22 protein-coding genes are annotated in these 22,090 nt (G+C 47.3%); 7 read left to right on the plus strand and 15 right to left on the minus strand.

The window, feature by feature from the left end:
- Positions 1 to 11: 11 nt before the first annotated feature.
- The 3 genes from ACOIT5_RS03685 to ACOIT5_RS03695 are packed head-to-tail and all read right to left on the minus strand — an operon-like array spanning position 12 to position 2,991.
- Complete coding sequence (locus tag ACOIT5_RS03685) at positions 12 to 1,130, minus strand: Gfo/Idh/MocA family protein (RefSeq protein WP_423129116.1); 1,119 nt, start codon at positions 1,128 to 1,130, stop codon at positions 12 to 14.
- A 29-nt stretch (positions 1,131 to 1,159) separates the two neighbouring features.
- Positions 1,160 to 2,191 (minus strand): galactitol-1-phosphate 5-dehydrogenase, encoded by a 1,032-nt coding sequence (locus ACOIT5_RS03690; RefSeq protein ID WP_423129117.1) that lies wholly within the window; start codon positions 2,189 to 2,191, stop codon positions 1,160 to 1,162.
- 56 nt (positions 2,192 to 2,247) lie between these two features.
- On the minus strand, positions 2,248 to 2,991 hold the full coding sequence (locus tag ACOIT5_RS03695) for a biotin--[acetyl-CoA-carboxylase] ligase (RefSeq protein ID WP_423129118.1): 744 nt from the start codon (positions 2,989 to 2,991) through the stop codon (positions 2,248 to 2,250).
- Between the two features lie 124 nt (positions 2,992 to 3,115).
- On the opposite strand from ACOIT5_RS03695, the gene rsfS reads away from it, so the two are divergent.
- The 6 genes from rsfS to ACOIT5_RS03725 all read left to right on the plus strand — a co-directional run bounded on the left by rsfS (position 3,116) and on the right by ACOIT5_RS03725 (position 8,508).
- Entirely contained in the window at positions 3,116 to 3,499 is a 384-nt protein-coding gene (rsfS, locus tag ACOIT5_RS03700; RefSeq protein ID WP_423129119.1) for a ribosome silencing factor, read from the plus strand.
- Entirely contained in the window at positions 3,500 to 5,521 is a 2,022-nt protein-coding gene (gene ftsH, locus ACOIT5_RS03705; protein WP_423129120.1) for an ATP-dependent zinc metalloprotease FtsH, read from the plus strand.
- A gap of 7 nt (positions 5,522 to 5,528) precedes the next feature.
- Positions 5,529 to 6,161 carry a LutC/YkgG family protein gene (locus ACOIT5_RS03710; protein WP_423129121.1) on the plus strand — a complete coding sequence of 211 codons (633 nt, stop codon included), beginning with the start codon at positions 5,529 to 5,531 and terminating at the stop codon, positions 6,159 to 6,161.
- A 36-nt stretch (positions 6,162 to 6,197) separates the two neighbouring features.
- Positions 6,198 to 7,007 (plus strand): phosphatidate cytidylyltransferase, encoded by an 810-nt coding sequence (locus tag ACOIT5_RS03715; RefSeq protein WP_423129122.1) that lies wholly within the window; start codon positions 6,198 to 6,200, stop codon positions 7,005 to 7,007.
- Between the two features lie 98 nt (positions 7,008 to 7,105).
- Entirely contained in the window at positions 7,106 to 7,762 is a 657-nt protein-coding gene (locus tag ACOIT5_RS03720; protein ID WP_423129123.1) for a phosphatidylserine decarboxylase family protein, read from the plus strand.
- Positions 7,762 to 8,508 carry a CDP-alcohol phosphatidyltransferase family protein gene (locus ACOIT5_RS03725; RefSeq protein WP_423129124.1) on the plus strand — a complete coding sequence of 249 codons (747 nt, stop codon included), beginning with the start codon at positions 7,762 to 7,764 and terminating at the stop codon, positions 8,506 to 8,508. The genes ACOIT5_RS03720 and ACOIT5_RS03725 overlap by 1 nt, the downstream gene beginning before the upstream one ends.
- A gap of 30 nt (positions 8,509 to 8,538) precedes the next feature.
- Here the strand turns inward: ACOIT5_RS03725 and ACOIT5_RS03730 are convergent, their stop codons facing one another.
- The 12 genes from ACOIT5_RS03730 to ACOIT5_RS03785 form a co-directional block, all read right to left on the minus strand.
- The gene (locus ACOIT5_RS03730) at positions 8,539 to 9,498 is read right to left on the minus strand and encodes a calcium/sodium antiporter (protein WP_423129125.1); all 960 of its coding nucleotides are present in this window, start codon (positions 9,496 to 9,498) and stop codon (positions 8,539 to 8,541) included.
- Positions 9,499 to 9,566: 68 nt separating this feature from the next.
- The gene (locus tag ACOIT5_RS03735) at positions 9,567 to 11,063 is read right to left on the minus strand and encodes a TrkH family potassium uptake protein (RefSeq protein ID WP_423129126.1); all 1,497 of its coding nucleotides are present in this window, start codon (positions 11,061 to 11,063) and stop codon (positions 9,567 to 9,569) included.
- 253 nt (positions 11,064 to 11,316) lie between these two features.
- A complete protein-coding gene (gene cysK / locus ACOIT5_RS03740) occupies positions 11,317 to 12,276 on the minus strand; it encodes a cysteine synthase A (protein WP_423129127.1) in 960 nt (319 codons plus the stop codon).
- A 142-nt stretch (positions 12,277 to 12,418) separates the two neighbouring features.
- Positions 12,419 to 13,081, minus strand: a complete 663-nt coding sequence (locus tag ACOIT5_RS03745) for a LuxR C-terminal-related transcriptional regulator (RefSeq protein WP_423129128.1) — start codon at positions 13,079 to 13,081, stop codon at positions 12,419 to 12,421.
- A gap of 101 nt (positions 13,082 to 13,182) precedes the next feature.
- Complete coding sequence (locus tag ACOIT5_RS03750) at positions 13,183 to 14,016, minus strand: phosphate ABC transporter ATP-binding protein (protein WP_423129129.1); 834 nt, start codon at positions 14,014 to 14,016, stop codon at positions 13,183 to 13,185.
- A gap of 4 nt (positions 14,017 to 14,020) precedes the next feature.
- Positions 14,021 to 14,875, minus strand: a complete 855-nt coding sequence (locus ACOIT5_RS03755; protein ID WP_423129130.1) for a PstA family ABC transporter permease — start codon at positions 14,873 to 14,875, stop codon at positions 14,021 to 14,023.
- Positions 14,872 to 15,759 (minus strand): phosphate ABC transporter permease subunit PstC, encoded by an 888-nt coding sequence (gene pstC / locus ACOIT5_RS03760; protein WP_423129131.1) that lies wholly within the window; start codon positions 15,757 to 15,759, stop codon positions 14,872 to 14,874. The genes ACOIT5_RS03755 and pstC overlap by 4 nt, the downstream gene beginning before the upstream one ends.
- 12 nt (positions 15,760 to 15,771) lie before the next feature.
- A complete protein-coding gene (locus tag ACOIT5_RS03765; RefSeq protein ID WP_423129132.1) occupies positions 15,772 to 16,713 on the minus strand; it encodes a PstS family phosphate ABC transporter substrate-binding protein in 942 nt (313 codons plus the stop codon).
- 16 nt (positions 16,714 to 16,729) lie between these two features.
- Complete coding sequence (locus ACOIT5_RS03770; protein ID WP_423129133.1) at positions 16,730 to 18,046, minus strand: alginate export family protein; 1,317 nt, start codon at positions 18,044 to 18,046, stop codon at positions 16,730 to 16,732.
- A gap of 115 nt (positions 18,047 to 18,161) precedes the next feature.
- A complete protein-coding gene (locus ACOIT5_RS03775) occupies positions 18,162 to 18,806 on the minus strand; it encodes a response regulator transcription factor (protein WP_423129134.1) in 645 nt (214 codons plus the stop codon).
- A 38-nt stretch (positions 18,807 to 18,844) separates the two neighbouring features.
- Positions 18,845 to 19,804, minus strand: coding sequence for a sensor histidine kinase (locus tag ACOIT5_RS03780; RefSeq protein ID WP_423129135.1), 960 nt, complete (start codon positions 19,802 to 19,804; stop codon positions 18,845 to 18,847).
- A 29-nt stretch (positions 19,805 to 19,833) separates the two neighbouring features.
- Positions 19,834 to 20,184, minus strand: coding sequence for a hypothetical protein (locus ACOIT5_RS03785; RefSeq protein WP_423129136.1), 351 nt, complete (start codon positions 20,182 to 20,184; stop codon positions 19,834 to 19,836).
- A gap of 736 nt (positions 20,185 to 20,920) precedes the next feature.
- On the opposite strand from ACOIT5_RS03785, the gene ACOIT5_RS03790 reads away from it, so the two are divergent.
- Positions 20,921 to 21,991 carry an IS4 family transposase gene (locus tag ACOIT5_RS03790; protein WP_423126649.1) on the plus strand — a complete coding sequence of 357 codons (1,071 nt, stop codon included), beginning with the start codon at positions 20,921 to 20,923 and terminating at the stop codon, positions 21,989 to 21,991.
- Positions 21,992 to 22,090 lie beyond the last annotated feature (99 nt).

Consider the following 22,090-nt stretch of genomic DNA (forward strand, 5'->3'; position numbering starts at 1 on the left):
CGTTGTTATCTTTATTTCATCCGCCCGTCAAAATCAGATCCCGATTCGCGCGGAAGCGGAAACCTCACCGGCGCCTGATCGCGGTCAGAGCGGTAAATAGCGGTAAACAGCTCAACGGTTTTCCGTCCTTCTTCGCCATTTACCAAGGGTTGGCGTTTCGTTTTCACCGCTTCCAGAAAATCTTCAATCTGCAATCCGATGTAATATTCCGCCGCGTTAATCCGGTTAAAAAAATCACAATCTTCCTGCTTCCATTGTTCAAGTAAATTTTCTTCTCCGGCGACCGTCCAAAGATCGTTTACCGGAGGTTCCAGCACCGACGATTGTCCCGCGATAAACATCGCTCCGCCCTCGGTTTGTGCGCCAACCGAAGCCCCGTTGCTCCCGTGGACATGAATTTTCCCGTAAATGCCCGGTTTTTGCGAATTACTCAGCAGGATGCTGCCAACAGCTCCTCCTTTAAACTGAACAACGGCAAGCGCCGTATCTTCCACTTCAATATAGGGGTGGTTGAGATTTCGGGTAACGGCATACACCTGCTCAATCGGGCCCATCAGCCACTGAAACAGGTCGAGCTGGTGCGGCGCCTGATTCACCAGCACTCCTCCTCCTTCGGTTTCCCAATTACCCCGCCAGGGGTCGCTGGAGTAATATGCCTCGTCGCGCCAACCTAACAGGATGATGCTTCCCAGGGCGGGGGCGCCGATTTTGCCTTCGTCAATGGCTTTTTTCATTCGTTTCACCGGCTCGTAAAAACGCCTTTGGCTGATGACGCCCAGGCTTACCCCGTTTTGAGCCGCGGCCTCCAGCATGGCATCGCAATCCTGCAGAGAACTGGCCATTGGCTTTTCAATCAGGCAATGCACGCCCAGCGCCGCCGCTCTCACCACCGGATCGCGATGATACGGATGCGGCGTACAAACAATCAACACCTCGATTTTTTCCTCCCGAATCATGGTTTCCAGATCGTCGTAAGCCCTGATGTTATAAACACCGGCAAAGGCCTTCGCTTTGAAAAGGGTTCTTCCGCAAACAGCAACGAAATCGGCATTGGGCGATTTTACCAGGTTTACGGCGTGTAAATGGGCTACCTTGCCCGGGCCAATGATAGCGGTTCGTATTTTATTCATCCATTAACTTCAATTTTGTATTTTGTCAATTACGGTTTCAGGATCACTTTTACAAGTCCTTTTTCTTTCGCGTACAATCGTTTAAACCAGTCTGCCCCTTCGCTCAAGGGCGCTTCTGCGCTGACCAGGGCATCCACATTCACTTTTCCGGCAGCAACTAAATCGAGTACGGCCGGATATTCGCCGCAAATGGCGCAGCTGCCCTGCACGTTCAATTGCCGGGTCACCACGGCCTGAAGCGGGAATTCAATAGTTGGAGCCAGGTTGCCCAGCAACGTAAGCTTTCCGCCTTTCCTGACACTTGCTATGGCCAATTGCACTGTGGGCGTTATCCCGACGGCTTCGAAGGCCTGATCGGCTCCCCGGCCGTTTGTCAGGCTAGCCAATTCAGCGGGCACATTCACCTGTTTGCTGTTAAAACAATGTGTTGCACCCAGTTGAGCTGCCAGGATCAGTTTGTCGTCATCCAGGTCTACAGCGATTATTTTTCCGCAACCGGCTACTTTCAGCAATTGGATTACGAACAATCCGATCATTCCGGCGCCGACAATCACCACGGTGTCGTTTAGCCCGGGCTTTGCCAGCGAAAGGGCGTGCATAGCCACGGCAACCGGTTCCACCATGGCAGCCTGCGTGTAGGTCACCTGGTCAGGCAAACGGTACAAAATGTGTTGCGGCACCGCAACAAACTCGGCAAAAGCGCCATGCATGCGGTACTCACCACACGAAACGCCCAGCACAACGCGGTTGTCGCTCAGGTTGTACAAGCCTTTGCGGGTGTACCAGTCATCCAGCCGGTAAATCGTCGAATCAAAAGTGACCCGGTCTCCAGCCGACCAGCCGGTAACGTTTTTCCCGACTTCGACGATCTGGCCCGATGCCTCATGCCCCATGATCACCGGAGGAATCCGGCGCCCGGTGCTGCCGTCCATGCCATGCACATCACTGCCGCAAATGCCTACTGCTTTCACCCGCACCAACACCTCGTCGCCGGCAATAACCGGCTTTTCAACTTCCTTAAATTCAAAGCAATGATATGCTTCAAGAACCAGCGCTTTCATATAATGTATTAACTATTTCGGTTTTAAATGTACAAAATCAAAGCATGAATCGGAACTTACAGATAGGCAACTTCCTTAAAATGGTATTCGTGTACCGGTCCGTCTTTCTCTTCAATTTTTAACTGGCCGATTTCATTCAGGCCAATAATTCGTCCGGTATATTGATGCGTTTCGTCCCGGTAGGTATGCCATTCATTCAGCCGGTAAAGCTTTTGGAGAAAGGCCTCATCCAACTCCCGGTAACGGCCGTTCTCCAACTTCCGGTAGAAAAAGCTGATCTTCAGCAGCAAGCCGGTAAGCAGTACATCCGGGTCGTAGGTCCGGCCGGTTAGCATTTTCAGCGAAACCGGGTTGGGCGCATCCGATACAAAGCGGGTTTGATTGATGTTTACCCCGATCCCGACAATGGATTGGCTGATCTGCCCGTGCATGATCGCATTTTCGATCAGAACCCCGCAGATTTTCCGGTCGCCGGCATAAATATCGTTCGGCCATTTGATCGTCACCTGACCCGTCAGTTCACTTAAAAAGGCCTCCAGCCCGAGGCACACCACCTTGGCCAGTAAAAATTGCCGACGGATATCCAGGAAAGCCGGTTGAAGAAAAATGGAAAAAGTCAGGTTTTTCCCGGTCTCGCTTTCCCATACATTCGACAGTTGCCCGCGGCCGGCCGTTTGGCGGTATGTCAAAAAGACAGTACCTGCTTCCACTTCATTCTCACGCACTTGGCTGGTGGCATAGTTATTGGTACTTGGGGTACTTTCAATACGTACAATGGTATGACCGATTTCGGATGACATAACTGTTTAAGTTTTTTAACAATGCAGATTAAACTATTTTTTTAATTCTCAGGTTATTACCCGTGACCGTTTTGAACACCAAAATAAACGAAAAAATTTATCTTTGTATTTCTAAATAGATTTTATGAGTAAAACACAAAAAGAGAGGGATGCGGAAGAATTAGTAAATGCCATTATCGAAGGCATTGATCGAAAAAAAGGATTAGATATTGTCAAAATTGATTTAACAAAAATAAACCACTCCGAATGCAATTATTTCATCATTTGTCATGGAAATTCCAGTACACACGTGGATGCCATTGCACAATCGGTTGAAGATACCGTTGCTGAATTAACCGGAGAAAAAGCCTGGCACAAAGACGGATACAAAAACGCGATCTGGATTCTACTTGACTATGCAGATATCATGGTTCATGTATTCCAGCGCGAAGCGCGAAGTTTTTACGACCTCGAAACACTTTGGGCCGACGCAGCAGTAGAAGAAATTAATGTAGAAAACTTGAAATAGATGGCAAAAAAAACAAATCATACAAATCAACGGCCAAATACGGGGAACTTTAAACCCGGGAATAAACCGCCAAAATTCAATCCATACTGGATTTACGGGATCGTGATCATCATTTTCCTGGCCATTCAGTATTTCAGTTTTGGAGGCGGGCCTGTTGAGACAAACTGGCAGGAAGTAAAAAATACGATGCTCAAAAACCACGATATTTCTAAAATTGTGGTTATTAACCGGGAAGAAGCTCAAATTTATCTGAAAGATGACAGCTATCCCGATTACGCAGACAAGCTGAACCAGGGATTCAATACTCCTTCTAAATTTGGGCCGCACTACTTCTTCACCATCGGGTCGGTCGAGACATTTGAAGACAACCTGCGTTCGGCCCAGGAAGACTTTAAGGATACCGACCGTATTACTGTTGAATATAAAACCGTACACAATTATTTTAGTGAAGTGATCGGATGGATCCTGCCTTTCCTGCTGATTATCGGGATCTGGTGGTGGATTTTCCGCCGGATGAGCAAAGGCGGCGGTGGCGCAGGCGGCGCGGGGAATATTTTTAGCGTGGGCAAATCGCAGGCAAAGGTATTCGACAAAGACTCGAGGGTGAATACCACTTTTAAAGATGTAGCCGGTCTGGCCGAAGCCAAACAGGAAGTCGAAGAAATTGTGGAGTTTCTGAAAAACCCGGCCAAGTACACCAAGCTGGGCGGTAAAATTCCGAAAGGAGCCTTGTTGGTCGGCCCCCCGGGAACAGGTAAAACTTTGCTTGCCAAGGCCGTTGCCGGCGAAGCCAATGTGCCGTTTTTCTCCATGTCGGGTTCCGACTTCGTGGAAATGTTTGTTGGTGTGGGAGCTTCGCGCGTGCGCGACTTGTTTAAACAAGCCAAGGAAAAAGCGCCTTGTATCGTCTTCATCGACGAAATTGACGCCATTGGCCGCGCCCGTGGCAAAAACCCGAATATGGGTTCAAACGACGAACGTGAAAACACGCTCAACCAGCTGTTAACCGAAATGGACGGGTTCGATACGAATTCCGGGGTCATCATCCTGGCTGCCACCAACCGGGCCGATATCCTCGACCGGGCCCTGATGCGCGCCGGACGTTTTGACCGGCAGATCCATGTGGAACTGCCCGACCTGAATGAACGCAGAGAAATCTTCCAGGTACATCTTCGCCCCATCAAACTGGCAAGCGAAGTGGAAGTTAATTTTCTGGCCAAACAAACGCCGGGCTTCTCCGGGGCCGATATTGCCAATGTTTGTAACGAAGCTGCGTTGATTGCTGCCCGCAGAACCCGCGAGCATGTAACCAAACAGGATTTTCTGGATGCCGTTGACCGGATTATCGGCGGACTTGAAAAGAAAAATAAAATCATTTCGAAAGACGAAAAACGACGGATTGCATACCACGAAGCCGGGCACGCCACCATCAGCTGGCTGCTCGAACATGCCCACCCGCTGGTAAAAGTAACCATTGTTCCCCGCGGAAAAGCCCTGGGGGCTGCCTGGTATCTGCCTGAAGAACGGTCGCTGACCACCAAAGAGCAGCTCCTGGATGAAATGTGTTCGGCTCTTGGCGGACGCGCCGCCGAACAACTGGTCTTCGAAAGCATCTCATCGGGCGCCCAAAACGACCTGGAGAAGGTAACCAAACAAGCCTATGCCATGATCAGCATTTTCGGGATGAGCGATAAAGTGGGCAACGTCAGCTTTTACGACTCGACCGGACAGAGTGATTTTGGCTTTACCAAACCCTATAGTGAAAAAACGGCCGAATTAATTGACGCCGAAGCGAAAGAACTGATTGACAGACAATACGACAGGGCGCTCCAGGTGCTGAGAGACCACCGGGAAGGACACCAAAAGCTGGCGGAAAAACTGCTTGAGAAAGAAGTTATTTTTGGAGAAGACCTCGAAGATATCTTTGGGAAACGCCCCTGGGCCAAGGAAGAACAATTGGGCGACAACGGCAGCGGGGATACACAAAAAACCGCAGTCGGCGAACCGAAAGAAATTGAATAAACCACTTATGTCATCCCGCGAAAACATACTGAACAGGTTAAAAAAAGCCGCAGACCGGCGAAAAGCGGATCAACCGCCGAAACCCGATTTCGAATCGCCGGTTTATCTGGATACGGATAAAAGCCTGGCCGACTGGTTTCAGGAAAACCTGGAACTGGTTGGCGGAAAGGTTATCCGCCCCAAAAACCTGAGCGAAGCTGTTTTGCAGGTTGAAGCCCTGGCCAAACAGGAAAGCCGGGATGCTGTTTTCTGCCTCGACCCGACATTGAAACAGGCTTTAGATGGAAAACTGGCTTACCAGGATGCCGCAGAAGAATTTGAAAACGTGCAGGTTGGAATTACCCCCTGCGAGTTTTTAGTGGCGCACCTGGGTTCGGTTTTGGTCAGTTCTGCCGGTTATTCAGGACGAAGGTTACACGTTTTCCCTGAAACACATATCGTGATTGCCCATCAAAAACAACTGGTCAGGTACCTGGACAACGCACTCGAACAGTTGCAGGAGAAATACAGGAATGATCTTCCGTCAATGATCACAAACATTACCGGCCCCAGCCGGACCGCCGATATTGAAAAAACGCTGGTGATGGGGATGCATGGTCCCCGTAATTTATTTGTACTTTTGTGCGACGAACCCTTTTAAAGAACTGGCTTTTGATATCCTCAAAAAACTAAAAAATTGAAAAACCTGATCATTCGCTCCCTGACCGGCATTGTTGTCGTTACAGTTATCCTTGCAAGTTTGTTCCTCCATAAATATTCCTTTGCCGGGCTTTTTTTGCTTATTCTTGCCGGTTGCCTGGTTGAATACTACGGTCTGCTGAAAAACAGTCCGCTCAAACCAAACAGATTCGTTGGGTTCGTCTCGGGAATCTTGTTTTTTGTACTTTCGTTCCTGATTGCCGCTCAACTGGTTTCACCGGTATTTTACATGACCCTGATCCCCGTTCTGCTCCTGTCCTTTGTGCTGGAATTATACCAGGGGCACGAATCCTCACTTCAAAACATTTCGGCAACGATTTGCGGATTCTTTTACATCGCAGTTCCCCTGGGGCTAAGCAACTTTTTGGTTTTTTCCGGCGACGGGAGCTATTCGCCCCGGCTGATGATTGCCTTGCTGTCGATCATCTGGGTCTACGATTCGGGTGCATATTTATTTGGCGTCAGTTTCGGGAAACACCGTTTATTCGAGCGTATTTCCCCTAAAAAATCATGGGAAGGCGCCATTGGCGGCGCTTTGACGGCGCTGGCAGCCGGATGGCTGATTTCGGGCTTCATCCCCGAAATCGCGCTCATACACTGGTTGATCATTGCAGTTCTCACCGTAATTGCCGCAACCTTCGGCGACCTGTCCGAGTCCATGTTAAAACGGCAGTTCGGGGTGAAAGACAGCGGCCGCTTCTTTCCGGGGCATGGCGGTATCCTCGACCGGTTCGACTCACTGCTTTTTGCCATCCCGGTGTTGGTTCTCTACGTCCGGATCATCTGATTAGATTCATCCTTGAAATTAAATTGCCACATTATTCGTCCCGGCTTCGTGTTTAATCCTTATTTCTTTATTTTTGCGCCAACGAAATAAATAAAATCATGAGATTTCATCCGGCGGGAAAAAAAATTATCCGCAACACCATCTTCTTGGTTGTTGCCCTTAACTTTATCGGTTGGTTGTTCATTTCCATACAGGTATTCCATACCTTACTTTTATTGGCTACCCTGGTGATGTTAGCGCTGGTACTTCAGTTTTTCAGGTATCCAAGCCGGAAAGTAACGCTTAACGACCAGCTCGTGCTGGCGCCCGCCGACGGTAAAATCTGTATCATTGAAGAATGTGAGGAAAAAGAATACCTGAAAAAGACCTGCTTAAAAGTATCGATCTTTATGTCGCCGCTGAATGTTCACATTAACTGGGCTCCGGTTCCGGGGAAGGTGACTTACCTGAAACACAAGGAAGGCGAATTTTATGCAGCATTTAAAGATAAGTCGGCCGACGAAAACGAGCGGTTCTGCACCGCCATTCAATTGAACGACGGCCGGGAAATCATGGCCAACCAGGTTGCCGGCGCCATGGCCCGCCGAATCCTGAACTTTCTGCACGAAGGGCAACAAGTGACCCAGGAAGTTGAAATGGGTTTTATCCGCTTTGGATCGCGGGTGGACCTGTACCTGCCCACCGATACCAGGCTGAAGGTTAAACTGGGAGATAAAGTTACCGGATCGCAAACGATTATTGGAGAATTAAGCTAATGAATAACATACGAAATTTGTTTTACTGGGTGCCGAATTTTATTACGGCATTAAACCTGGCAACCGGTTGTGTTGCCGTTTTTTTAGGAATTGAAGGACAACTGGGTTGGGCCGCTGTTTGTATCGGAGCTGCCGCTGTATTTGATTTTCTCGACGGACTGGCAGCCCGTTTGCTGGGAACATATTCCGAAATCGGCAAACAACTCGACTCCCTGGCCGACCTGATCTCATTCGGATTGGCGCCTGCAGCCATCTTGATGACCATGCTCGAACTGGCCATGTTCCGGGTAAACCGGCCAATCGCAGAAATCCAGGCCAACCCCTTGCAATGGATTTTTCTGTTTTCCGTGGTACTTGTTCCCGTATCGGGTGCATTCCGCCTGGCAAAGTTTAACCTCGACACCCGGCAAAGCGAAAACTTTCTGGGACTCCCCATTCCGGCAAATGCTTTGTTTTATGCAGCGCTGGCCTTAGTCCTCGACCTCGGGACAAACACCCTTGTCAGCCAGCTCATTCTGAACCGGTTCAACTTATTAACCGTGATGGTGGCGCTTTCGGCCCTGATGATTTCCGAAATCCCGATGTTTTCCATGAAATTCAAACACCTGAAATGGCAGGGAAACCAGGTCCGTTTTTTGTTTGCCGGACTATGCCTGCTTCTGTTGGCCACCCTGCAATTATATGCTTTACCCTTGCTGATCATCAGTTACATCCTGATCGGCTTACTGCAAAAGCTGGTTGCGTAAGAAACAACACCGTCGTTAAAAAAAATCCGGTTAATGAATCTCCTGACGGATTAACAGCCAGGTATATACCAGGTAAGCAATTAATAAAAGCGCTGCTTCCCAGCGGTCGAGTTTTTTCCGTCCGCCGGTAAACATGGCCAGGTACAAAAACAAGGTTCCGCCGGCCAGCAAATACAGGTCGGTATTAAACGACTGATTATATGTGATGGGCCGGATGAGCGAGCTGACGGACAGGATCAGGAATATATTGAAGATATTGGAGCCAATAATGTTGCCCACGGCGATATCGACATTCTTTTTCAGCGCAGCCACCACCGAAGTCGATAATTCGGGCAGTGAAGTTCCGAGTGCCACGATGGTTAAACCGATAATCTTCTCGCTCACCCCCAGGTTTTGGGCAATCGCGACGGCGCTGTTCATCACCATTTTACCTCCGCCCACCAGACCCGCGATCCCGATCAGTACAAAAAATACAATCTTCAGGTTTGTCAGTTCTTTCACCCCGTCTTCCGCCTGAATGATATCCGATTTCAGTTGCCGGTACACGTAAAACAGGAACAAAACGAACATCAGCATCAGGACGAGCCCGTCGAGCCGCGAAAGCCAGGGCGAGCCGTACAGGAACAGGTTATTGGCCAGCAGGAACAAGACCACAATGGCTCCAAACGACAGGGGAATCTCGCGCCAGGCCGTGCTCGATTTAACGGCCAGTGGGGTGATCAGTCCGGTAAGCCCCAGAATAACAAACAGGTTAATATTGTTGCTGCCAATCACGTTACCAAAGATCAGTTCGGGTTTATTTTCGAAAGCAGCGATAGCATTCACCACCAGCTCGGGAGCCGAGGTCCCGAAAGCGACAATCGTTAAGCCAATAGCCAGATCGGAAATATTGAATTTTTTTCCCAGCGCCGAAGCGCCCGATACCAGCCAGTCAGCTCCTTTAATCAACAAAACAAATCCAACCACTAAAAGCAATACCTGTAACACCATTCTGTTTCATTTTAAACATGATTAATCTCAAATTTCATTTTAGGAAAAACAAATCCTCGGTTCATTTCTCAGTTTTTCCAGAACCAGGGCGTAAACAACATGATGACCGTATAAATCTCCAAACGGCCAAGAATCATTAAAAATCCCATCGTTACTTTCGATGCCTCCGAAAGGTGGGCAAAGTTACTCGCCGGGCCAACTGTTCCAAAACCCGGGCCAATGCCTCCCATCGCTGTTGCCACCGAGCTGCCTGCCGTTGCCAGGTCGTTCCCAAAAAAAATCAGCAACATACTTCCCAAAACGAAAATAAAAAAATACCAAAGAATAAAGGTTAAAATTCCGTTGTTCTCATCCGTACTCATCGACCGGTTGTTAATCCGCAAAGGAATTATGGCGTTGGGAGAAATCATCAGGCGGAAACTCCGGTAGCTATTCTTGATTGAAACCAGGTGCCGCGCCATTTTTATTCCGCCTGCCGTAGACCCGGTGCTGCCGCCAAAAAACATCAACATAAAAATGAGAACCGCGCCAAAAGCCGGCCAAAGCAGATAGTCGGCCGAAGCATAGCCCGTGCAGGTGATAATGGAAATAACCTGAAAAAAAGACTCCCTGAATGCCGGCTCAAATGACCGGTCGGTTTGAAAATATAAAATTCCGGTAATGATAAAGCCCGAAAGGAAAATGACCAGCAGGTAAAACTTCAGTTCTTCATTTTGTCTGATCTTCTTAAATTCCCGTTTCACGAGGTAATAATGAATGACAAAGTTCATCCCCGAGAGCATCATGAAAATCATCACGATGTACTGAATGTAAGGCGAATAACCGCCAATACTCGTATTCTTTGGTGAGAATCCCCCGGTGGCTACCGTCCCGAAGGTATGGCACACGCTTTCGAACAGGTTCATCCCGCCGGCCAGCAAAAGAAGCGTTTCGCTTAACGAGAGTACCAGGTAAATATACAACAACCGGCGTCCCACCGATTTAATTTTAGGCTGAATCTTCTCCTGAAAAGACGATTCCAGGGTGAACAGGTTATAACCGCCAATATTGAGCGAAGGCATGATCACAATCACCAGCACGATAATGCCCAGGCCTCCGATCCAGTGAGTGGTACTGCGCCAGAATAAAATGGATTTTGGCAGGCTCTCAATATCAGTCAGTATCGACGAGCCGGTGGTGGTAAAGCCGGAAACCGACTCAAACACAGCATCTGTCAGGTTGGGAATGGCTCCGCTGATGAGATAAGGGATGGCCCCGATCAGGGAAATAATCAACCAGGAAAATGAAACCGACAAATACGCTTCGCGCCTGGTAAACGAGTCAAGCCCCGGTAATTTTCCTCCGAAAAGAAAAAGGAAACCGGCCAGGGCCGAAGCCGTGAGCGCCGAATAAATAAAAGGGGTAGCAGGTTCGCGGTACAGAATCGCCACCGGCACACAGGCCAACAGCGAAATGGCTGAAATAACCATGATCCGCATGAGAATATGGGAAACAGCTTTAAAGTTCATGTTATCATTAAACCAAATACCGGCCCATCCAGGTGAAATGGTTACCGGCAAAATCATCTCTTCTCATTAAGCCCTGTAAAAACAAAACCGATCAAATATAACACAACTTTTACTTTAAACCTGCCAAAAGACAAATCAACGGGGAAAATATCATGCCGTCAGCCGGTATGAAATCGGTTGTTGCTGCCGAATAACCGGATGACAAACAAAACGTCAGTCCATAAAAAAATCCCGGAAGCAACCAATTGCCTGCCGGGATCGAATTGTTCAAATTGTATTTCAAATCACCAAACTATCTATACGCTTTGAATTAATGACTTGCTTCTGCCGTTGCTTCTTCAACCTGGTAAAGAACAGTCGACAGGTATCGTTCGCCGGTATCGGGGAGCACAACCACAATTTTTTTGCCTTTATTTTCCGGACGTTTGGCAACCTGCAAGGCTGCCCAGGCGGCGGCGCCCGAAGAAATCCCCACCAGCAGGCCTTCGGAACGGGCTAACTGGCGGCTGGTTTTAAAGGCATCTTCATTCGATACCGTGATAATCTCATCAAACAGGGAGGTATTCAAAACATCGGGTACAAAACCGGCACCAATGCCCTGTATCTTGTGCGGACCCGGGCTTCCGCCCGAAAGTACCGGCGAATCAACCGGTTCGACGGCAATGACCTGAACGGACGGCTTTCGCTGTTTCAGCACGTCTCCCACCCCGGTAATGGTACCTCCGGTCCCGATTCCCGAAACAAAGATATCGACCTCGCCATCGGTGTCATCCCAGATTTCGATCGCCGTGGTGCGGCGGTGAATTTCCGGGTTGGCCAGGTTTTTAAACTGCTGCGGAATAAACGAGTTTGGGGTCGATCCGGCAATCTCCACGGCTTTGGCGATGGCGCCTTTCATCCCCTCTTTGCCGGGGGTAAGCACCAGCTCGGCGCCCAGCGCTTTAAGTAAGCTCCGGCGTTCCAGGCTCATGGTTTCGGGCATGGTCAGGATCAGCCGGTAACCTTTGGCCGCAGCCACAAATGCCAGCGCAATGCCGGTATTCCCGCTGGTAGGCTCAATAATGACCGATCCCGGTTTCAGGATTCCCCGTTCTTCGGCGTCGGCAATCATCGCGTAACCAATCCGGTCTTTCACGCTTCCGCCGGGGTTAAAAGATTCAAGTTTTGCAATCAGCTGCGATTCCAACTGATGTTCTGCATTAAAATTGGATAACTCCAGCAAAGGCGTTTTTCCAATTAAATCGGTTAATGTTTTTGCAATCTTTGCCATATATCTGCTTTTTTAATTTACTGTTGACTTGACATGATACTGGTTTTCATCTTACAAAGTTGCACAGATCTTTCGGCGATGTAAATACCATGTTTTAGGTATATCATCTACCCTGTTTAGGCGATAAATTCACGATCGACACTTAAATGTAATATTCAATGGAGTCGATCCAACCGGATTTGATGGCATACATGATTAATTCGGACACATTGTTCACATTCAGTTTTCTGAAAATATTTTTCCGGTGGGTGTTGGCCGTATGAATACTGATTGATTTTTTCGAAGCAATTTCTTTGGTGGTCAAGCCGGTAACAATCAGGCGTACAATGTCCAGCTCCGACTGCGTTAAATGAGCTGGCGCTTCCGGTTCATGCCGGTTTTCTTTCCCGGCCGTAATCATATCGAGGATTTCGCTGCCATAAAACTTTTTACCCCGGGCCGCGAACTCCACAGCGGTTAAAATCTCTTCCCGCCCGGCTGTTTTGTATATGATGTTGTTCACGCCGACGCGGGTAAGCGCCGTAAATTCGTCTTTTGTCAGCTGATTGGTAAGAACCAGGATTTTCAGTCCCGGGTTGAAGTGTTTGATGGTTTTCAGTTCGTCGGCGCCGGAATAATCGAACAGGTTGGTATCGGTGATTAACAGGTCGACAACCACTTTTTCGAACAACCTATTCAACTCGTGCCGGTTCTGAGCCACTCCCGAAATCAGCAGGCGTTCGTCTTCGCCCAGCACAGCTTTCAGGGCCTCAACCACCAGGAACTGGGTATCGGCAATTACAACGTGTGTTTTGAAATCTCCCATAATTTATCCGGATGTACGCGCAAACAGGTTAAACAGATAACCAAAAATAACTGTTTTAGCCCGAATACGCTCATCCTGATGTAAACTTGGCATTAGATCTTCTAATTTCCATCAGTTAAATATCTTTTCAGGATATCTGTTCTCGGGTTTTTCAGAATATCATCCGGATGACCTTGTTCGATAATATCGCCATAATACATAAATACTACATGGTCGGCCAAACGGACAGCCTGGCGAAGCACATGGGTAACCAGAATAATTGTGTAATGCTGTTTGAGCTCTTTAAAAAGATCCTCAATAATCCTGGTTGAAATTGGATCCAGCGCCGATGTGGGCTCGTCGGCCAGGATAATTGTTGGCTTAACAGCCAAACCGCGGGCCAGGCACAAACGCTGCTGCTGCCCGATTGACAGGCTGGTAGCCGGGCTGTTCAGCCGGTCTTTCACTTCTTCCCACAAGCCCACCCGTTTCAGGTTGGCTTCTACGGCATGGGCAATCAGTTTCTTGTCGCGGATACCTTTCAGTTTTAACCCGTAAGCCACATTTTTATAGATTGAGACCGGTAAGGGAAATGGGCGCTGGGACAACAAACCCATCTTTTGTCTCATAACCGGGAGATCCTGACTGGCTTTCAAAATATCTTTCCCGTCGATGAACACCTCTCCGCTGACCTGCAATTCTTTGTGAAGGTCGGTCAGCCGGTTCAGGCTTTTGAGCAAAGTAGTTTTCCCGCAACCTGAGGGCCCGAGCAAAACAATAATTTTATTCCTGGGAATATCCAAATTGATGTTTTTCAGGATTTCACCTTCCCTCGTTTTTACATTTAACCCTTTGATTTCAATAATTGGCTTTTCTGTTCCCTTTTTTCCCATGCCTGATTTTGATTTAGCGATGTTGATTTTTGTAGAATCGGATATCTGGTCTGTAAACATCATTCCTCTATTTTATTATATTTTTTGAATACCGTTTGGATAGCAGCCTTGCCGAAACACTGATCACCAAAATAAAAAAGGTCAGAACGACCGCGGCCGCATAGGCCCGTTGGCGGACTTCTTCGATGGGTGAACCAAGCTGAAAGAAGATGGCCAGGGGCAAGGTTGCTACCGGTTCATCGAGCGTTACCGGGATGTTGTCGGTGTAACCTGCCGTAAAAAGTACCGAGGCGGCGTCGCCAATTCCGCGGCCAAAAGCCAGCAACAGGGCAGTGATAAATCCGGCAAAGCCTTGTTTGAACAACACTTTCATCGCGGTTTCGGTACGGGTTGAGCCCAGCGAAAAGGAAGCCTCCTGGAGTTCTATCGGAATGGTTTTCAGCACTTCGTCGAAAGCCCGCACCAGAATAGGCGTGATAAGCAGGGCCACGGTAATGGTACCTGCCAGCAACGAAGCGTTCAGCCCGAAAAATAACATCACGGCAAATCCAAAAGCCCCGTATACAATGGAAGGGATACCCCAAAGTGCATCCAGCAAGTAGCGGATGGTGTTTTGTGTCCGTTTGAGCCTGATCAGTTGTACATTGATAAACAGGGCTGCCGGGAGTCCAATAAAGACCGCCAGCACCGTGGCGCCAACCGACAGGTAAAACGAGCCAACGATGGCATTCAATATGCCTCCTTCACCTCCAAAATAGTAGCCTCCTTGGGGGAGTTTGGTGATCGTATCCCACGACAAGGCGCCAACTCCTTTGTTGAAAACAACAAACAGGAGGAATAACAGGATAAAAATAACGGAGTAGGCAGCCAGAAAGGAAATCGCCTTGAATATCCATTCTTCCATCAATTTCCATTTTCTCATGACTTTTCGGTTTTATGAATGAAATACCTAAAAAACAGGTTAATGACCAGAATAATAACAAACAACAGCAAGGCTGAAAACATCAGCGCCGAATCGTAATCGGGGATTGACATCATTTCGCCATAATTGTTGGCGATGAGCGCTGGTAACGGATAGCCAGGGCTGAAAGGGGAGAGAGATGTCCCAAGCGTGTTGCCGACTACCATCAACACCGCGATGGTCTCGCCAAATGCCTTGGCAATGCCCAAACCAAAAGCGGAGATAATCCCCGGAAAACCTTTCCTGATGATGACATGTTTTACCATTTCCCAATGCGTGGCCCCCAGTGATAACGAGGCTTCTTTCATGCCCACGGGAATGGTATGGAATACTTCGATGAGCATGTTCAGCATATAAGGAATACACATGACCGCCAGGACAATGCCTCCGGCAAGCAAGCTGTAACCGGAGCTGGCAGCTCCAAAAAACGGGGCCACATAACCCGAAACAGCCGGCACGATCACCAATACGCCCCATACTCCGTAAACGACCGAGGGGATACCGGCCAGGATATCAATCACCGGGAGCATGATGTTGAGCAAACGCCTTTTCCCAAATTGGGTCAGGTACACAGCGGCAAACAGGCACAATGGCGCCGACAGAATAAACGACAACACGGTAACATAGGCCGAACTGTAAATAAAAGGCATAAACCCGAATTCCCCTTTCATCGGGAACCATTTCCCCGAAAACACCAGTTCGGTCAACGAATGACTGCCCAGCAGGGGAGCTGCTTTCCAATATAGACCGACTGTAATGAAAACAGGGATGGCCAGTAATAAATACAGCCCACCCCGCATCCAGATGTTGACAATCAAATCTGTCAGTCTCCTGTTTCGATTCATGAAAACACCGCTTTAATCATTGAATTTTAATATCTGCTCGTCCAGGGTTGACCCGGACAGCGGCACATAACCCGCTTCGGAAACAAAGGCCTGCCCTTTGGTTTCCACCCATTTCAGAAAGTCGATCGTGGCCTGTTTCTGCGGTTTTCCCTTCGAAACCAGGTAAAGTTCCCGGGCCGGAGGCGAAGGGTATTTTCCTTCGGCAATAGCAGCCAGTACCTGGTCAAACCGGTCATAAAATGCCTCATCTGCATCGATGAAGCCGTTTTCATTGACATCAATCGGGATGACCTCAATGCCTTGATTTTTCACCCCCTTTTTTACATCATACAAGTAAATCGTGTTATTAAAGCCTACGCCCTTTACATCTTTGACTACGGCATCAGCCAAACCGGGGTCGCCAAAAATGCCAATTCCCTGAAGGTTTTCCTGGTTAGCGCCCAGGTAATTGGCCCAGGTCTCGGCGGCGCCGCAGGCATCCGAACGGGTAAACACATTAATGACCAGATCGGTTTCAATACCGGGCAACTGGTCCCAGTTGGTAACTTCACCGGTAATGAAAATTTTACGGAACTCATCGCGGGTAAGCCCGCGTTTTTGAATAGCCTCCAGTACGGGGCTGTTCGCGTTAATGGTAGGGATCACCGCGTCTTTAGTCACGGCAACCCACCAAACACCTTTATTTATTTCTTCCTGTGAAATTTCACGGGAGAACATCCCCAGGTCAACCGTGCCCGAAAGCGCATCTGCCATTCCTTTGCCTGCCCCGCCTGCTGAAACATTAAAGCGGACCGCCGGGTTCTCCTTTTGGTATTCTTCAGTCCATTTAATCACCAGCGGGTACAATGCAAACGCCCCGGAAAGACTGATGGTTTGTTCTTTCTTCTTTCCTGATGAGCAGGCAGAAAAGATGATAACAACTGCCAAAAACAAGGCTAAATTTTTAATTTTCATATCTCTGATTTTTATTTTAGTTTTTGAAAAGTGAAGGGGTAACCGTCAGTTGCAGGTAAAGGAACTGCGAGAATTTATCATCGGTAATCCCCTGGACTGTTTTTAGCGAACTGGTTGGCAAGTAGAAAAAATAGCCGCTCTCCAGTTCGCCCCAACCGGCAAACTGGTGTTTCAGCGCCAGATCGTTTTCGTAGCCCAGGTTTTTGCGATCAGGGCTTGTCGGGTTGGTTTGTGCCAGGCAGAAATAATGCCCGGTGTTTTTCAAACTGGTCTTTTTCGATAATTTATAGTCCAGAAATAAATAATAGTCGGCCAGGCCTCCTTGTTTGGTATGCGAATCGAAGCTGCGGAAATAGTCCATTCCTCCGAAAAACCGGTGGCGCGCCCCATACAGGATGTTAAACAAATGATCGGTGTCTTGATCTGTTCCTGTTTTACTGTTACCCGAAAGGTAACTTAGGCCAATACCAGGCGTTAATTTGCCCAGTTTATATTTGGCTTCGGCATCAACCAACACGGCGCTCACCTTCTTTCCGACCTGACTTTTCCCAAATTGATAGTACACATTTCCCCACAAGCTCAGGTCACCGCTTTTATAAGTGGAATACAATCCTGTTGTCTGGCGGAAATAAAGCTTGTTCACCGTTTCCGACCTGGTCATTCCCGAAGCCACGTGTGACAATGACAGGTTCCAGTTTTCAGACAAGCTGTGTTTAGCCCACACGTAGCTAAGCGCCTTGATTCGCGCAGGGTCATAATAATTATCGGACGAATTTTCGCCCGTAGAATTCCAACTGGCTCCAAGGTGGACATCCCAACTCTGCGGATGCCATTTATAAACAAGGGCATCATAAGCAATCCCGTTTTGGTTCCAGTTTCTCGCGCCAAGAATACGCTGATTGTCGTAAACCAGTTGCTGCCGGCCAACCGAAAGCCAACCCGCACCGCCGGTTTTAATCTCCACAAACGCTTCAAACAGGTCGAGCGATGCCTCATCGCCAAACACCCCGGTAGAGCTGGCCAGTTGTTCATCTCCCCATACCCGGACATCCTGAGGTGAAAATTTCACTTTCAGCTCCTCTGATTCATAAGTGAACAACAGACGTGTTCGTTGCGAAATGAAAGCGGCCGGCGTACTCCCGTCGGCTGCCAGCTTTTGATAACCATCACGCAATTCAAAACGGTTGCGGTATTGAGCATCAATTTTAAACTGGGCAAAAAGCGAAGAGAAAGTCACTAAAAAGAACAGGAGCAGGATGCCTGTTTTAACATACATGCGTTGATGGAGAGAAGAGAGTTTGTTAATTGGTTGTTTTGTTTTCTTTGTTGCCATGGTAAATTCATTGTTTGTTCCATGACAAAACTATTTGATCATTGCAATAGCAGAAACAGCCTTAAAACCTAAAATTTGTCTACGTCATTAAGCGTATGCCGATCAGCAAAAGTTATTATTTTATCTGAATATACCCGTTTTTAATCGCGTAAAGGACCAGCGATACGGTGTTCTTCGATTTTGTTTTGTCGAGCAGGTTTTGCCTGTGCTTATCTACTGTTCGTTTGCTGATTTGCAGTTTATCGGCAATCTCGCTGTTCGACAAGCCGTGACATATTTCGACCAGCACCTCGGCCTCGCGGTCAGTGATTTCCTGGAGTTTCTGTTCTTCGGGGTCCCGGCCTATTCGTTTGACCAGCAGCTGAATGATCTCGTACGAGAAATAATTCTTTCCCTGCGCTACTTCTTCAATGGCTTTCCGTACCACGGAAAAACTGGAATTCTTCAGCAAAAACCCCTGTACTCCCGCCTCAATCATGCTGGTGTAATAATTCTCGTCCGAATACATCGACAGGGCAATCATCTTCAGATCAGGGCAAATTTCCCTGGCCTGTTTCGCCGCTTCAACCCCGTTCATCACGGGCATCTCGATATCGAGCAACGCCAGATCAGCAGGATTTACTTTCAGCTTCTCAATAAAGTCCTTCCCGTTTTCAGCCTCGTAAATCTGATCAACAAAATCTGAGTTGGAAAGCAAAAAGCTCAGCCCCTCCCGAAAAAGGGAATGGTCGTCGACCAGATAGATGTTCAGTTTCTTCATCGTTTGTTTTTTTATGATTGGGATACGGAGCGATGCCCTTAATTTTTGAGCAGGGGAATCAGGATATCGATTGAAAAGCCTTTTCCCGGTCCGGTGTCTAACTGATAGCGCCCTTTCAGCGACTTAGTGCGCGAAAAGATATTTTCGAGCCCCATGCCGGCTTGCCCGGTTCCTTCGATGTATTTCCCTGCATCGAAGCCGCAGCCGTCGTCGGCATACAAGAGGCGGATCTGCTGCTCGTCGTCGCCGATGTAAATCCGGATCTGCCGGGACGAAGCATGTTTCACGCTGTTGTTGCACAATTCGGAAATAATCCGGTAAAGGCTGATTTCCAACTCGTACGTATACCGGGATTCGCTTAATTCGGATTGCAGGTCGAATTCAATGCCGGTCCCCTCCAGCAAGTGGTCGGCGAAGGTTTCCACCGCTTTGATCAGACCGTAATTGGTGAGCAGGTGCGGGCTCAGGTTATCCGAGATTTCTTTTAACGAGATAATCGCCTCGTCGGTGACCAGGCACGAACGCTGCACAATGGCTTTGTTGGGTTGGTCGAGCTTATCGGGGTCAACAGCGCTCAGGTTCATTTTAATCGACGACAGTACCGGGCCCAGCCCGTCGTGCAGGTCGCGGGCAAAACTACGCCGCGCTTTTTCCTCGGCCTGAATGACCGCCGACAGTACCCGCGACTCGTTTTCCGCTTTCAGTTGGTCGATCCGGTCCTGCAGGTTAAATATTTTCCGGATAAAAATCACCCCCACGAACATCAACAGGGAAATCACCACCCCGATCCATACATTAAATTCTTCTTTGGGAAATAACCTGGCCGCCAGAAAGAGCGCCGAGAAATCGGTAAAGCGGCGGACGGCCATCAGCACCAGGCTGGCCGAAATCAGGATCCAGGAAATGTTGTAGCGGGTACGGCGGATCAGGCTAACCGCGATGATGGTTGCCCCCAACTGGAACAACATGGACATCAACAAGGCAACTTTCAGAATCATAACGGCGGGTTGGTTAATATATCGTAAAGCTATGGAAAAACAAGCAAATTTAAAGAAGTTAAAAGAACAGCCGATACGAACCAGAACTTTTGTTTTTCGGGTTTATTAAATTGGTCATCGTCCCATTTGCCGGGATTTTGGGTAATGTAGGCATCAATCCGTTCGTACGATTCGGACGACCGGATTATGTAGCCGTGAAACAACCGTTGCCATTCGAACACGGCATTTCCGGCCAAATGGATTTGTTTGGACGATTTGGTTTTAAATGTCCCATCAATTCGGATATCGATTTTATTTTCGGTAACTATTTTATTTGTTGCTGCACGATAACGCCGTACGGGTTTCGTTCCATCACACGATCGTTTATTTGTCCCAACCAATGGATGCGGTTTTTGCAGCAAACGGTCAGAAAATAAATCCCGGCCGACGAATAATTGAATCCCTGTTCCCGGTTAGGTTTGCGTCCCATTATCATTTCTTCTTTATAAAAATATTGATGTTCACGGTATCATAGTACGAATTGGCGCTAAACGGAGATTCACAAAATGATTTGCCAATTATATCTAACAATACTCCAATACTTACTGGAACTATCTCACAGTAAGCTATTTTTGAATAATTTATTTCAGCTCCTTAAAGATAACGGCTCGCTTTTAAATTATCCATATTTTACCTGGAGCTTTGAATTAGCACCGACGGAGAAACTCAAGGAAACCACATATATTATTATTAGAACGATTATAAATAATCTATTGTCCAATAACATTCTTTATTTTATTGTTGCTTTTAGTTAATTTTATGAGTCAAAATTTATACAAATCCAACATTCACAAACTAACGTCCTATGAATAAGTTGAAAAGATTGCTATTAGACGACACTTTTATTCTATGGATTATTATTGCAAACTCAATCGTCATCTTTATTCAAGGCTTTGAATTACCATCCAGAATTAATTTAATACTATCTAACACAGACAACATTATAACATTAATCATTACCGTCCCATTAAAAACTAAAAAAGTTCTTTGATGTATTTGAAATTTAGTTAGTTGTATCCATTTTTCGAGCGAACGGACTTGAATTTTTAGTTTTGCATCAGATTATTCTGATTGCATATGTATCAAGACAAATACGTTTTCGCTCAACTGGTCTCGTTTCTGAATCGAAGCAAATTCAATCGTATTGTTGCCAAATACAATGGCGACAAATACGTGAAGCATTTCACTTGTTGGAATCAATTGCTATCTCTGATGTTCGGGCAATTGTCAAATCGTGAAAGTCTTAGAGATTTGATCGTCGCACTTGATGCTCATCACTCCAAATCTTATCATTTGGGATTGGGCAAGAACATTTCAAAATCATCACTGGCCAGAGCCAATCAAGACAGGGACTATCACATCTTTGAAGAGTATGCTTACTATCTGGTAAACGAAGCCAGGCAGAAACGCGTTGCTGACATCTTCAAGCTTGAAGGCAATGTCTATGCTTTTGATTCAACGACAATTGACTTATGCCTTTCGGTATTCTGGTGGGCGAAGTTCCGTAAGAAAAAAGGTGGAATCAAAGTACATGCATTATACGATGTGGAGACACAGATACCTGCATTTTTCCATATCACTGAAGCATCTGTTCACGACTCTACTGCCATGAAAGAGATCCCTTATGAATCAGGCTCATATTACATATTTGACCGTGCATATAATCACTTCAAGATGTTGTATAAGATTCATCAAATAGGAGCTTTCTATGTTTTAAGAGCCAAAAAGAATCTACAATGCAAGATGATCAAATGGAAACGAAGATTGCCCAAGAACGTGCTTTCAGATGTAACAATTGAATTGACTGGGTTTTATCCTAAGCAATACTATCCAGAGCATCTTAGATTGGTCAGATATTGGGATGAAGAACAAAAGCGTGAGCTTGTATTCTTGACCAATGCAATGCACATTTCTGCATTGCAGGTTGCTGAACTTTACAAGAACCGCTGGCAAGTCGAGCTGTTCTTCAAATGGTTAAAGCAACATCTGAAAATCAAAAAGTTTTGGGGTACTACTGAAAATGCTGTTCGGATTCAAATCTACGCTGCCATGTGCACTTACTGCTTGGTGGCAATCGTCCAAAAGGACATGCAACTTGATAGAAGCACATATGAGGTCTTGCAGATTGAGCATATCTTTAACAGATAAAACTAATCTTCGAGACCTATTTGATAGAACTAAATTTCAAAATGACAAAGAACGTTTTAGCCTTAATGAGCCAAATTTGTTTAATTATTAATACGTCCC

This window comes from Gaoshiqia hydrogeniformans, from assembly GCF_049347105.1.
GTDB classification, from domain to species: Bacteria; Bacteroidota; Bacteroidia; order Bacteroidales; family Prolixibacteraceae; genus Gaoshiqia; species Gaoshiqia hydrogeniformans.

What these genes read in the sequence shown, in the direction of transcription:
- ACOIT5_RS03685 (WP_423129116.1), bottom strand. Translation starts at nt 1,130, where the DNA reads ATGAATAAAATACGAACCGCTATCATTGGCCCGGGCAAGGTAGCCCAT.
- ACOIT5_RS03690 (WP_423129117.1), bottom strand. Translation starts at nt 2,191, where the DNA reads ATGAAAGCGCTGGTTCTTGAAGCATATCATTGCTTTGAATTTAAGGAA.
- ACOIT5_RS03695 (WP_423129118.1), bottom strand. Translation starts at nt 2,991, where the DNA reads ATGTCATCCGAAATCGGTCATACCATTGTACGTATTGAAAGTACCCCA.
- rsfS (WP_423129119.1), top strand. Translation starts at nt 3,116, where the DNA reads ATGAGTAAAACACAAAAAGAGAGGGATGCGGAAGAATTAGTAAATGCC.
- ftsH (WP_423129120.1), top strand. Translation starts at nt 3,500, where the DNA reads ATGGCAAAAAAAACAAATCATACAAATCAACGGCCAAATACGGGGAAC.
- ACOIT5_RS03710 (WP_423129121.1), top strand. Translation starts at nt 5,529, where the DNA reads ATGTCATCCCGCGAAAACATACTGAACAGGTTAAAAAAAGCCGCAGAC.
- ACOIT5_RS03720 (WP_423129123.1), top strand. Translation starts at nt 7,106, where the DNA reads ATGAGATTTCATCCGGCGGGAAAAAAAATTATCCGCAACACCATCTTC.
- ACOIT5_RS03725 (WP_423129124.1), top strand. Translation starts at nt 7,762, where the DNA reads ATGAATAACATACGAAATTTGTTTTACTGGGTGCCGAATTTTATTACG.
- ACOIT5_RS03730 (WP_423129125.1), bottom strand. Translation starts at nt 9,498, where the DNA reads ATGGTGTTACAGGTATTGCTTTTAGTGGTTGGATTTGTTTTGTTGATT.
- ACOIT5_RS03735 (WP_423129126.1), bottom strand. Translation starts at nt 11,063, where the DNA reads ATGATTTTGCCGGTAACCATTTCACCTGGATGGGCCGGTATTTGGTTT.
- cysK (WP_423129127.1), bottom strand. Translation starts at nt 12,276, where the DNA reads ATGGCAAAGATTGCAAAAACATTAACCGATTTAATTGGAAAAACGCCT.
- ACOIT5_RS03745 (WP_423129128.1), bottom strand. Translation starts at nt 13,081, where the DNA reads ATGGGAGATTTCAAAACACACGTTGTAATTGCCGATACCCAGTTCCTG.
- ACOIT5_RS03750 (WP_423129129.1), bottom strand. Translation starts at nt 14,016, where the DNA reads ATGATGTTTACAGACCAGATATCCGATTCTACAAAAATCAACATCGCT.
- ACOIT5_RS03755 (WP_423129130.1), bottom strand. Translation starts at nt 14,875, where the DNA reads ATGAGAAAATGGAAATTGATGGAAGAATGGATATTCAAGGCGATTTCC.
- pstC (WP_423129131.1), bottom strand. Translation starts at nt 15,759, where the DNA reads ATGAATCGAAACAGGAGACTGACAGATTTGATTGTCAACATCTGGATG.
- ACOIT5_RS03765 (WP_423129132.1), bottom strand. Translation starts at nt 16,713, where the DNA reads ATGAAAATTAAAAATTTAGCCTTGTTTTTGGCAGTTGTTATCATCTTT.
- ACOIT5_RS03770 (WP_423129133.1), bottom strand. Translation starts at nt 18,046, where the DNA reads ATGGCAACAAAGAAAACAAAACAACCAATTAACAAACTCTCTTCTCTC.
- ACOIT5_RS03775 (WP_423129134.1), bottom strand. Translation starts at nt 18,806, where the DNA reads ATGAAGAAACTGAACATCTATCTGGTCGACGACCATTCCCTTTTTCGG.
- ACOIT5_RS03780 (WP_423129135.1), bottom strand. Translation starts at nt 19,804, where the DNA reads ATGATTCTGAAAGTTGCCTTGTTGATGTCCATGTTGTTCCAGTTGGGG.
- ACOIT5_RS03790 (WP_423126649.1), top strand. Translation starts at nt 20,921, where the DNA reads ATGTATCAAGACAAATACGTTTTCGCTCAACTGGTCTCGTTTCTGAAT.